General features: G+C 66.9%; 7 protein-coding genes. 1 reads left to right on the forward strand and 6 read right to left on the reverse strand.

The features are described 5' to 3' along the window. Positions 1–1446, reverse strand: a 1446-nt coding sequence (locus SX243_21275) for a YcaO-like family protein (protein ID MDY7095517.1), incomplete at its 3' end; no start/stop codon positions are given. 323 nt (positions 1447–1769) lie between these two features. On the opposite strand from SX243_21275, the gene SX243_21280 reads away from it, so the two are divergent. Beyond that, positions 1770–4646 (forward strand): DUF3857 domain-containing protein, encoded by a 2877-nt coding sequence (locus SX243_21280; GenBank protein ID MDY7095518.1) that lies wholly within the window; start codon positions 1770–1772, stop codon positions 4644–4646. Between the two features lie 97 nt (positions 4647–4743). Here the strand turns inward: SX243_21280 and SX243_21285 are convergent, their stop codons facing one another. The 5 genes from SX243_21285 to SX243_21305 form a co-directional block, all read right to left on the reverse strand. Further along, complete coding sequence (locus tag SX243_21285; GenBank protein MDY7095519.1) at positions 4744–6069, reverse strand: hypothetical protein; 1326 nt, start codon at positions 6067–6069, stop codon at positions 4744–4746. A 109-nt stretch (positions 6070–6178) separates the two neighbouring features. Then, positions 6179–8143 (reverse strand): tetratricopeptide repeat protein, encoded by a 1965-nt coding sequence (locus SX243_21290; protein MDY7095520.1) that lies wholly within the window; start codon positions 8141–8143, stop codon positions 6179–6181. Positions 8144–8584: 441 nt separating this feature from the next. Further along, positions 8585–9637, reverse strand: a complete 1053-nt coding sequence (locus SX243_21295; protein ID MDY7095521.1) for a formylglycine-generating enzyme family protein — start codon at positions 9635–9637, stop codon at positions 8585–8587. Further along, entirely contained in the window at positions 9638–12484 is a 2847-nt protein-coding gene (locus tag SX243_21300) for a formylglycine-generating enzyme family protein (GenBank protein MDY7095522.1), read from the reverse strand. After that, positions 12481–12831, reverse strand: a 351-nt coding sequence (locus SX243_21305; protein ID MDY7095523.1) for an AAA family ATPase, incomplete at its 5' end; no start/stop codon positions are given. The genes SX243_21300 and SX243_21305, both read right to left, overlap by 4 nt.

Consider the following 12831-nt stretch of genomic DNA (forward strand, 5'->3'; position numbering starts at 1 on the left):
GTCGGTTCGAAGGTCGTCGAACTTCAGTCGGTCCGAGCGGAAGCCCAGCTTCTTGGGCATCTCGTAGAAGCGCTCGGAGCCCAGCAACGGCTTGGAGTGCAGGTAGGGGGGCGCGAGCTCGGTGATGTAGACCTTCATCAGCTTCACCCGCTTCATCTGCGGCGGGGTGAAGTCGAAGACGATGGGGTCGATCTTGTGCTCCTTGAGCACCTCCACCAGGGCATCGAAGCGCTGGACGTCGGTGGAGTCCGGGTCGCTGGGCAGAGAGGACAGGGGGATCTTGGTCTCCCCCTTCATGTACTTGCCCATCTTGGCGACGTTGCTGGGGTAGCCGTAGTAGGCGATGATCTTGAAGAAGATGTCGATCTGGCTCACCGGCGTGTCTTCCGGCACGTCGAACATGCGCCGCACTCCGTAGGCGAAGCCGCGCTCCGGCGCCGTCTGGGCCAGGCGCAGGCTGCGCTCCGACTGGCCGAACTCGGTGAGGGCCTGGAGCATCGCCGAATCGATGTCCAGATTGACGCCGCCGCCGGAGTAGTAGGCCCATTTCTTCAGCCACGGGCAGACCTGCAGCACCGTCACCACCGGTACCTCCGGGATGTCCGCGGTCTGTAGATAGAAGCCGAAGTCCCCGGGAATGCCCTTGCCTGAGTCCATCAGCCGTTGCAGCCCCGGCAGGATCGGTGCGCGATCGATTTCGATGAGATCCGGAGACATGTTGGAAACCCACCGCAGATTCACCGCATCGCGCTCGATGAGCTCGGTAATGCCGTGGAAGAGGGCCTCCCGGCGGGTGATGTGACTCGCCAACCCACCGCTGGTGGAATAGCCCACCATGTCCTCGTCCGGGCGCAGGGAGTAGAACATCGCCACCATCTGCACCGGCATCCACACCTTGCGACCGCTGATCAGCTGCTCGCCCTCGATCCAGCCCAAGAAGCTGTCCTCGGTGAAGCGGTCGTAGTAGACCGTCCCGCGTTCGTATTGCTCCTCGGCGAAGAGTGGAATATCCCCTGGGCCCATGCAGTCATAGCCCCGCTTCATCATGCCCTTGTAGGTGTCGTAAAGGATCTCCTCGCCTTTCTCGAACACCGCCAGGGAGCCGAGCACCCGCTCCACTGCCTCACCCAGGCTGGAGACGAACATATGGGGAATGTCGTCGCCCTTGCCGCCGGCGAAGAGGCTTTGGGAGAGCCCGCTGTCGAGGGCCGACAGGCCGGTCATGCGCCGGAGCATGTAATCGAAATCGTAGTACTCGCTGTGGCCCACATGGATGGGCATGCCGCCAGCGGGACCGAAATAGGTCACCACTTTGCGCAGCGGACCGCGGGGGGAGTAGAGCGAGAGGAGGTCTTCCAGACCCTGCCCCTGCTCGTCGTTCATCCGGTAGAAGAACGCCTCGACGTTGGGATTGATATAGGTGGTGTTCAGCTGCAGGCCAGACATACTCCTCACACTCCTTTCCGGGATCGATCCCGGCGAAATCAGATGAGAAGTGGAGCCCTCAGCGCGGAAAAATATTAATCAATATTGACATGCTGTTATTACAAAGTCAAGCCTACCGACAATTCTTGTCTTGTTATCACAAGTTCTGTACAGGAATTGACGAGGCTCCTCACTGCTACCGTTCGGGATCGCAGAGCCAACAGCGGGCACCGTAGCAAGCTTCGGGAATCACCCCCGCCTCTCCCCCCCCCCTGCACCAGCAAACGGCATAAGATAGAGGTTTCCCAACCCGCTACCTCCCTGGAGACTCGATGAGCTCATCGATGCCCCGAACCTCAGCCGCCCTCGGGCTGCTATCCGCCGGAATCTTCCTCCTGTGCTCAGTCGTGGGTGCCCTCCCCGTAGGAGCCGCGCTCCCCCAGCACCCGGCTCTGACCCAGAGCCCCCCACCGACCTGGGTCGAGGTGCTCGAAGATCCGCCGGCACCGGCGACGGCGGGAGACTCCTCCGCCCTCGCCTACCGCATCAGCGACGATCAAGTCTTGCTGCAGGGCACGGACAGCAGCATCTACAGCTCGCTGGTGGTGGAGGTCCTCACCCAAGCCGGCCTCCAGGATGCCGCCCAATGGGAAGTGGTCTTCGATCCACGGCATCAACGGTTGCGCATCCATCACCTCGACGTCTATCGGGACGGCGCATGGACCGATCGCCTGGCCTCCGCCCAGGGCTCGGTGCTGCAACGGGAGTCCGAGCTCAGCCGCCGCCTCTACGACGAGCGCCTCAGCCTGCTCTTGTTGTTGGAGGACGTGCGAGTCGGGGACCTGGTGCGCTTCTCCTACACCCTGGAGGGGCGCAACCCCATCCTCGGCGAGCGCTACGCCGCATCCTTCTATCTCGGCTACAGCATCCCGGTGGCGGAGCTCCGGGTGCGCCTCCGAGCCCCCACCGGGGAGCCCCTGCACTACCGTCTCCAGGGCACCGACGAGGAGCCGGAGAAGGTGCGCCGCGGCCGCTGGCAGGAGCTAATCTGGCACCGCCGGGACGTGGCCGCGGTGCCGGTGGACGAAGACACCCCGCCGGATCACGAGCCCTTGCCGCTGGTGCAGGTGAGCCAATTCGACAGCTGGGAGCAAGTCTCCGCCTGGGGGCGCGAGCTCTACCTACCCCAGGCCTTGCCGGAAGAGCTCCGGGAGGTGTGGAAGACCATCGCCCTCGATCATCGGGGCCCCTCCGGCGCCTCCCACCTCGACGCCGTGGCGGCGGAGGGCCGCTTCCTCGCCGCCAGCCGCTGGGTCCAGGACGAGGTCCGCTACTTCGGCATCCTCCTCGGCCACCACTCCCACGCTCCCCACGACGTGGCGGACATCGCCCGCCGCCGCTACGGCGACTGCAAGGACAAAACCCGCCTGCTCATCACCCTGCTGGACAGCCTCGGCATCGAAGCCTGGCCGGCCTTGGTGAACAGCTCCGGACCCGACCTGCGGCGCTTCCACCCCTCGCCGCTGGTCTTCGATCACGTGGTGACGGTGGCCCGGCTTCCCCAGGGAGTGTTCTGGGTCGACCCCACCCTGGAGCTCCAAGGCGGCGATCTCGACAGCCTCTACTTCCCCCGCTACCGCACCGCCCTCGAGCTACGCCCCGGCGTCACCGCCCCCACCGTCCTGCCCGAGCACCACTCCCGCCCCGGCCGCCGGGAAGTCCACCACGCCTATGAGCTCGACCTCGCCCAGGACGATCTCGTCGTCGACATCGTCACCACCTTCGAGGGAGCCCAGGCGGAGAGCCAGCGGGCCGAGCTCGACTCCTACTCCCTGGAAGAGATCCAGGACAGCTACGTCGAGTTCTACACCTCCGGTGAGCGCACCGTAGAGCCCCTGAGGCCGCTGCGGGTGTCCGACGACCGCGACGCCAACCGGTTGAAGATCTTCGAGCGCTACCGCATCCTCGACTGCTGGCAGCCGGACGAGGCCGGCACCACCTGTGACCTCCTGCCCCTCACCGTCGGCTCGAGACTGACCGAGCCGGCACGGCTGGAGCGCACGGCCCCACTGCACCTTCCGAAGGGTCTGGAAGTCCGCGAGATCATCGACCTGCGCACCCTCCGCAGGTGGGACTTCGACCCGGTGGAGGTGGTCGAGGAAAACCCCTGGTTCACCTACCAGGTCAGCTCCACCGTCGAATCCCACAGCATCGAGCTGGTCTACGATCTTCAGACCGTCGCCGACCGGGTCCCGCCGAACTACCTCCAACGCTACGTCCAGGCCCTCGGCGTCGTCGGCGAGAACAGCGGCTACTCCCTCTATCTGCTCGGAGACGGTCAGACCTCGGAGCCGGAGATCTCCGACGATGTCGCGGCGGCCATCGGCTGCGGCTTCCTGCTGGTGATGTTCCTGGGAGCGGTGGGACTGGTGGTGGGAGTGGTCTTCTTCCTCCGGCGCAGCCGCCGCTCCGCCCCCGCCGGCGCTGCGGGAAGCTGCAACGAGTGCCGCGCTCCCCTACCCTCCGGCGGCAACGCCCGCTTCTGCCCCCGCTGCGGCGCCCCCGTTAGCAGTGCCGTCGCCGGCACTTCCACCCACGGCACCGCTGCGGCGCCCGCCGCGGCTTCTTCAGCCTCCACCCCCGCCGCCTACCCCACGCCGAGAGCCCAGTCCAACCCCATCTCCATCCCGTTGATCATCCTCGGCGCAGCGGCAGCGCTCTTCTTGGTCATCTCCGTCATCGGCATCCTCGCCGCCCTCCTCATCCCCAACTTCGTCGACGCCCTGAGCCTGGCCAAGCAAAAACGCTCCCTGGCGGACCTGCGCACCGTCGCCGACGCCCTGGACCGCTTCCACGCCGTGGAAGGCTACTATCCCGCCGCTTCCGACACCGGCCAGCTGGTGGAGATGCTCTCCGGCGCCGGCCCCGTGGCCGAGGCCCCCTCGATGGCTGCCAGCGACGGCTGGGAACGAGCCTTCACCTACCAATGCTGGCCCCCGGAGGCGGCGCCCTCCGGACCTGAAGACGACTCCACAGAGAGGGCGTTGCTGTGCAGCGACTACCGCCTCGCCAGCGCCGGCGCCGACGGCGTCTTGGAGCACCAGGATCTAAGGAATTACGAGGCCCACCAATGGCAGCCCTCGGACGACCCCCAGCGCCACCGCGACCTGGTCATCGGCCCCGAGGGATGGGTCACCCGGCCCGCTTCGAGCTACCCATGAACGAAACGCGCCTCCCCGTTGCCGGGAAGGCGCGCTGTTTCTTCGATTCGGCTCACCCGAGGTAGGGGTGAGGTCTATAGCTCAGAGCCAGAACCCATCAGGGGAAGACATCCGTCCAGCTGTTGGCATTGCCGGACTCGAAGTCGTCGATGAAGATGGGCTCGCTGCCACCACCGAAGGTGAAATACACCCCCGCCGGCGTGCCGGGCTTGAAGAAGTCCAGGCGGTGCGCCCGCACCGACTCCTCCGCGTCCACCCAGAAGGTGAACATCGTGCCCCAGCGCAGGGCGTTGGCGTTGGCGTTGACGGCGTGATCGTCGGTCTCCCAGGTCACCGTCCCCGCCGCCTGGTCGATGGTGACCACCCAATCGTTGGCGTCATAGGGCTCGCCGGAGTGATGGGGCACGTCCCGGAAGCCGGCGTTGCTGATCACCGTATCGACCGGGAACTCCAGCCGGAAGCGGTTGGCACTGCGGTCCGAGTTGTGGTTGTGGATCGCATACTCGTAATGGAATCCGCCGGCGGTGTCGGTGACCTTGCGGGCCACGTGGAAGCGCTCGGTGATGGAACCCGCCAGGCCGCCCAGAGGCGTCGGCACATCGATGTTCATCATCTGCACCGTCGGATCCACCGCCTGCCAGGCGGAGATGGCCGGTTCCTGCCAGATGGTGGGGCCGGTGACCTGCAGGTCGAAATTCGCACCGCTCACCAGCACCTCGCGGTGGGAGGCGTTGTTCAGAGCATTCCCCGCCTCGGCGTCGTCGGCGGCGATGTAGTGGCCCTCGACCCAATACCGGGCGCCGGTGTTCTGAGCCGGATCGACCTCGCTCTCCTTCACCTGGATCCACTGGTTGACGCCGCTGTGCCCCACGGTCGTGTAGGGATAGGGGAACTCGCCGGTGGCGCCGTTGACCTCCGAGCGCATGCCCAGGGGCCGGCTACCGTTGAGCCCGGAGCCGTAGGGATCGGTGCAGCCCACGCCCAGCTGGTCCCCGCCATGGGGCGGCGACTGGCAGCTGGAGCCGCAGGTGGAGTCGGAAGAATTGACCGAGAAGAAACCGTGCTTGAGCCAGCTCATCCCCAGCTGCTCAAAGCGGCCGTCCTTGAGCCGATAGAGATTCTGGGCGATGACCGGGTGCTGGTTGACGTCGCAAAAGGTATCGCCAGCGTCGTTGCACCACCACAGCGGCTCGTTACCGATATTGCACGAGGTGGTGCCGACGCTATAGCCGCGCACGCCGCCGGAGACGCCGTTGTTGGCCACGCTGGTGAGATAGAGCACCGTGACGTCCGGCCCGCTCCGGCCGGGGCCGGCATCCGCTCCACCGGACCACAGCATGGCCCCCGCCACCGCCGCCAGGACCAAAGCGCAGCAAATTCCAATCCTGAAGCGGCGCCAAATCTTTTGAGGCTTCTCGTCCATCTCCGTCCTCCCGCGTGAAAGCTGCGGTCTGCTCCGCAGAGTTGATCGTCCGGTCGCCTTGGGATTGTAGCCCAAGAGCTGTTGAGAGTGCAGAATCGTCGGTGTGAGGCTACTCCCGCGCCTCCACCTGCCGCAGCAGCTGCTCCGCCCCCGCATGCCCCGGCGAGCGCCGCAGCACCTCCCGCAGCTCCGCCGCCGCCGCCGCCGAAGAGCCCGCGCCGAGAAGGGCCCGGGCCAGCAGGAAGCGCGTCTCTACATCCTCCGGGGCTTGGGCGAGAGCGATGCGGAATTGCTCCACCGCGGCCTCGAAGCGCCCCGCCGAGGCCAGCACGCCCGCTAGATTCTCCCGCGCCTCCCGCAGCTCCGGCTGCGCTTCCAGTGCCGCCTGGAAGCGCGCCACGGCGCCGTCCACGTCGCCAGTCATGGCCTTCACCAGGCCGGCGTTGTAGGTCAGGCTGGGGGTCGCTGGCGCCCGCCGCAGGCCTTCTTCCAACACCTCCCCGGCCCCCGCCAGGTCGCCGCTCTGCCCCAGCAGAATGCCCAGATTCACATACGCCCCGGGTCTCTCCGGCGCCGCCTCCAGCGCCCGCCGATAGGCCTCCTTCGCCCGCGCCTCTTCCCCCCGGGACCAGGCCACCCGCGCCAGCAGCTGCTCCATGGAGGCCGCATCCTCCCCCCCCGCCAGCGCTTCCTCGGCGTGGGCCTCCACCTCGCGGGAGAACCCCGCCTGCATCTCCAAATAGGCCAGCTTCGCCGCCGTCGTCGGCGACTTCACCAAGCCCCAGTTCTGTGCCTTGATCAGATGATCCCGAGCGTCCAGCACCCGTTCCCGCTCCGCCGACCCCACCGCCGGCACCGGCGCGGTGACATCCAACGCCGTCCGCCACGGCGCCGCTGAGCGGTACGCCCGCTCCCCCAGCGCCGCGTGCCCCCGCACCACCGCGCTATGGACCCAGAAAATCCCCACCACGCCCAGAAGGCTCACTACCACCCACCCCGCCGGCAGCAGCTTGCCCTCCCGCTTCAGCCGCCAGCCACGGAACGCCATGGCCCGCCGCGACGCCAGCTTCACCGCGAAGAGCGTCAGGTACGCCAACACCGCCGCCAGCCCCAGCGACATCAGGAACGGCACCGCTCCGTAGAGCCCGCGGAAGGTGAAAAACGCCGCCGCAAAGGCCACCGCCAGCACGCCTTCCTGCCCCCAGGAAAGCTGCGGGCCTTGCCGCCGCGGCTCTTCCACCCGCGGCTTCGCCCCCAGGCTGATGGGACCGGCGCCGTAGTAGAGCGCATCGTTGGGGCACACGCTCACGCAGTCCATGCACTTCATGCACCCCGGATCCACCACCATCCCGTAATCCCGCACCTCCTGGTGCACCCGCACATTGGACGAGCACACCGCCGTGCAATGCCCACAGCCGGCGCAGGCGTCGGTGACCCGAATGCGCATCGGCGACACCTTGTCCGCCAGCCCGTAGATGGCGCCGTAGGGGCAGGCATAGGTGCAAAAGCCCTTGGCGCCCAGGAAGTAGACGATGACGAAGCCGCAAGTCAGAAAGGTCAGCCCGCCGACGACCCACCCCGGGAAAGTGGCCCAGAATTCCGAGGTGGTCATCTCGAAGCCCAGATGCTGAAACGAATCCCCGATCCACAACCGATACGCCACCGGCCACAGGAACATGTAGACGAAGGCGAGGAGCGGCACCCACAGCAACACCCGCGACCGCAACGGCGCCGGCTTGATCCCCACCTTCCCCAACAACCACCGGCAAAGATCCTGCAGCGCCACCAGATGGCACGCCCAACCACAAAAAAACCGCCCGAACACCGCCGTCAATAGAATCGTCGCCGCGAAGAAGATCAACCCCGCATTGACCATATTCCCCTTCGAGAACGCCATCGCCTCCGAAGGCTCCACCGGCGTCACCGACGACCCTGTCATCAACCAATGGGCAATATGCGCCGCGATCACCAAGTGCACCAACACCAACACCCCCGCCCGCCACTTGGCGGTCCGGGAGCGGGCGATCTTCGGGGGCTTGGAGTCTTTGTCCTGAAGGACGGGTAGCGGGGACATGGTCCTGGGAGATTACCGCGAAATGGGGCGGGGTGGGATCGATAGTCCGGCGCAGGCTGGCTCCGATGCTCCAGCGTCGGAGCCGAGGGGAGACGCTCCAGCGTCGGGGGCGGGGGCGCGCCGCGCAAGGGCGCAGCGAGCGGGAACCCCCGCGAGGGGTTCAAACCCCTCGCTACTCCATAGCGGCCTCCGTTCCGGAGGACGCCACCCCCACCCACCCCGGAGCCGGCCAGCGGCCGGCGCTCCCAGGGGAATCACCCCCGGGAGAAAACTCGCTCCGATGCTCCAGCGTCGGAGCCGGGGGAGACGCTCCAGCGTCGAGGGCGGGGGAGTCGCCCCCGACAGGGGCGAGATAGAATAGCGAGGAGGTTTCAACCCCTCGCGGGGCTGCAGCCACCATCTACACCAACTATAAAAACCAACGCCTCCATCACCACCCCGTCATTCCCGCGAACGCGGGAATCCACGCGGTCCCGACTGTGGCAGCGCCACCTCCCCCCCACCGCCCCCGTCCGCCCCGGCCCCCGGGGGCTCCGGCTCGTCCCTCGCTCTCCGCACCCCGGCCGCCCGGCCGGACTCCCCCAGCGGCTCCGCCGCCGGCGCTCCGCGCCCCTGACCTAGGGCCAGGCGGACGCCCAGGTGGTCGCTGCGAGCGGCCGGGTGGCTCCAGTAGCGGGACGCCGCACGCACGGACTGCGCGTACGAGCGCCAGGAGCCACCGCGGAGCACGCGATGCGCGCCCCGCTCCGAGCCCGCAGGATTCACCTGCAACTCGGAAGGGTACTCCTCCTTCCAATCGCTGCACCACTCGAAGACGTTCCCTAGCATGTCGTACAGGCCCCAGGGGTTGCGCTCCTTCAGCGCTACCTCTCGAGTTCCGGCTTCGGTATGGTCGTATTGCTTCTCCGGCCAATCCGAAGAATCAACGCCGCCCTCCAAGTCGAAGCCCTTCCCGCTGTTGCCGCCGTACCAGGCGATGTCATCAAGAAGCGGTGCGTTGTTCGCTCCTAGAATCTCCAGATCTCCCGCCCACGTCGCACCCTCGGTCCCCGCCCGGCACGCATACTCCCATTCCGCTTCCGTGGGCAGCCGGCACTTCAACCTCGGCTCCTTCTCTTCTACAGCCTCGAAAAAGCGGTGGCAGTCCTCCCAGCTCACCTGCTCCACCGGCCACTGCGGTGACTGAAACCGGCTTGGGTTCTCTCCCATCACCGCTTGCCACAGCGCCTGGGTGCACGGAGTCTCTGCCAGCCAGAAGCCTTCCGTCAGCTCTACCAAGTGCCGAGGGCCTTCATCATCCCAGCGGCCCTTTTCGTGTTCGGGCGACCCCATCCAAAACCGTCCCGGCGGAATCCACCGCAGCCGCTGCGGCACGCCTTCCACCTCAAAGCTTGCGAACACTCCGTAGCGGTCTTCTCCCCATTCCACCGCCCAGTCGGGAGGGTGGCCTTGATCGATGGGGTGGGGGGTGGGGGGAGCGCTACTACGCTTCATTCAAGCCCCCGTCCGTCCCTGCCCCCGGCCGAACTCCCCCAGCGGCTCCGCCGCCGGCGCTCCGCGCCCCTGACCTAGGGCCAGGCGGAAGCCCAGGTTGAGGCGGCGAAAGCCCGGGTGGTACCAGACGCGGTACGCCGCACGCACATCCTGCGCGTGCGAGAACCAGGAGCCACCGCGGTACACGCGATCCGCGCCCTCCTCGGGTCCCAAAGGATTCACCTGGGGCTTCGCGTCATAGCGATTCTGCCAGTGGTCACTGCACCACTCGTAGACGTTCCCGAGCATGTCGTAGAGCCCCCATGGATTCGGATCCTTCAGACCGACCTCTCGAGTTCCTGCCCTAGTGTGCTCGTATTGCTTCTCTTTCCAGTTCGAAGAGTCTAAGCCCTCCTCCAAGTCGAAGTTCTTCCCACTGTTGCCGCCGTACCAGCCGATGTCATCGAGAAGAGGAGCGTTGCGCTCGCCGAGGATCTCCAGATCCCCGACCCAGGTTGCCGTCTCGGTGCCTGCCCGACATGCGTATTCCCACTCTGCCTCGGTGGGCAGGCGGCAGCTCAGCTTCCTCCGCTTCTTCTTCAACTGTACGCAGAACTTCTGGCAGTCCTCCCAGCTCACCGAATCTACCGGCCGTCGGGCGGAACGATACTCGCTCGGGTTCTTCTCCATCACCGCCTCCCAGAGCTCTTGCGTACACGGCGTCTCCGCCAGCCAGAACCCCTCCGACAACTCCACCAAATGCCGTGGCCCCTCGTCGTCGCCGTATCTTCCTTCTTCGCTTTCCGGCGACCCCATCCAAAACCGGCCCGGCGGAATCCACCGCATCCGCTGCTGTGCGACCTGCTTCTTCTGTCCTTCCACTTCAAACGCCGCCCAGAACCCATAGCGGTCCCGCCCAGCAGCCACCGCCCACTCCGGCCGATGACCCGCGTTGAGATGAACACGGTGAACGTCGGTGACGATTTCGAGGGTAGAGACAGGCTTCGGCCAACCCAGCGAGGGATCTTCGGCATCGAAATCGAGCTCCCGCGGTGGCTGGTCCTCCATTCCAACGGAAATCCGCGGTTCCCGAGCCAGCAAGTTCACCAGCGGGCTCCCCTGGCCGGGGGTACCGAAGGGAAGAACCCGCAGCCGGCCCGGCTCCTGCCAGAGCGTGAGCTTGCGCTCCGGCGGAGGGCCATCGTCCCCATCGAGCATCTCCGGAGTCGCTCCCGCGGGCAGTTGAAAGTCCGAATGCCGCTGCCGCAGCAGCCGCACCGTCGAGACCAACGCCTCCCGATAACCCGGAAGCGACCACAGCGCCGCTGGGGCTTTGCGGGCATGGCGCTGCGCGAACGCATCGAGGCCGGCCCCGACCGCCGAGCCTTGCGGTGCGATCTGACGGAGCGTCAAAGCACTACGGCGAAACCAGGTCTCGGCGGCGGCCACCCGCTCCCGCCCCAGCACCTCCTTCGGCACCCCGGCGGCCTGGAGGTGAGCGATTTCCACGTGCAGGATCTCCGGCGGCAGCAGCCGATGCCAGTGCAGGATCGCCAGCGCCACCGCCGCCTTGGTGTCGCCGTCGAGCTCGGCGAAGCGGCGCTGGAGGCGCGGACTTTGCTCGGGCCGGACGGCCAGGATTCCGGACTCGGCACCCTGCACGTGGGGGTGAGCCCAAACCTCCGCCTCCAAGGCCAGATCAGCCTCGGGACCGAGGGCGTGACGGATCTCTCGGAGGAGCTCCGGCTCGACTCTCAGCGCTGGCGACAGCGCCGCCAGGAGGCTCTGGAGGAGCTTGGAGTCTTTTCCTAGCGGCTCCCCAAAGCTAGTAGCCGCCTCCGCACTCGACGAGGCCGGCAGAGACTCCAACCTATCGGGCTCTGAAGACTCCTCCTCATGGGTAGCCGCAGACCCCATCTCCTGGGTCGGAAGAGCCCGTCGTCGTCGCCGGGGCCGCTCTGGCGCGCTCCAATCGATGGCGTTCCAAAGCTCGAAGGCCCCCACAGGCCAGCGGGCAGCCGGACAGGGAACCAGCGCCCGCAAACGTGCGCCCTGGGACCGCAGGCTGCGGCCGTAGCGTTCCCACTCGGCACGAACCCCCGCACCCCCATAGGTCCCCAGGTCGCTCACCGCGAGCACTACCTCCCCCGGCATCATCGTGGGCGTGGAATGCCCCGGGGGCGGGAGGAGGCGTAGGCGATCCATCCCCAGCCAGCGCACCAGCGTCGCCGCCAGGCGCAATTGATCGGTGTGGAACGGACCGAGGCGGGAGCTGCCGTCGAGGATCAGAGCCACGCGCTCGTGGAAGAGGCCCCGGCGGCGAGGCATGCGCTGGACCACCTCGCCCCGAGCCCAGCGCTGCACCAGCGCATCCACGTCCACTTCCCGGCGCCGCTGGATGGTGCGCAGCTCCTGGTCCAACCGCCGGCGCAGCCGAGGCCAGGGGGCGATGGATAGAGGCTCCGGCGGCGTCTCGCCCCTGGCCAGCGGCACCGGCTCGAAATCTTGCTCGCGGAGCAGCTCGACAGCCTCACGATCCCGGCTTTGAGCCTTCTCTCGACGTTCTTTCTCCGCTTCGTCGCCGATCTTCTCCCGCCACTCCACCGCCGTCACTCGCCAGAAGGGGATGGGACGCCAGGATTGAGGCGCCGGTGTCGGAGCGAGATTGGCACGACTCTTTTCTTCCAAAGCCAGGACCGATGCTAGATCTGGCTGGGAGAGATCTTCCGAAGGCCGCTGGGGACGACGCTCATAACCCAGCAGCTCTGCCATCTGCTCCAGGCCCGCGTCGTCGCCGTCGAGCCAGGCCCGCAGCAGATCCGCCCGACCGGTGGCGGCCTCGGGGCCAGGATGCCCTGAATCGCTCAATCCCGGCGCTCCTGGGGGTGCTTTTTGAGCACGAAGTCTCCTACGATCTCCAGCAGCTTCATCTGCTCGTCAAGATCCTCACCGCGCTCGTGCACGATGCGCAGCAGATCCAGGTATTCGGCCCCTCCCGGCGCCGCCAGCCGCAAGTCGAGGAAGCGCTTGCGGTCCTCCCAGAGCATCTCGGCGGCCTGGTTGAGCACTTCGTCGTCAAGCTTGGGGAAGTGCGCCCGCCCGCGGCGGAAGAGCCATTCGAAAAGGCTTTGACGGTCCCGGGGCAAGCGCATTTGGTGCACGATGCAACGGCGCAGAAACGCGTCGGGGAGGGAGCGCTCTTCGTTGGTGGTCAC

The organism is Acidobacteriota bacterium (assembly GCA_034211275.1).
GTDB lineage: Bacteria > Acidobacteriota > Thermoanaerobaculia > Multivoradales > JAHZIX01 > JAGQSE01.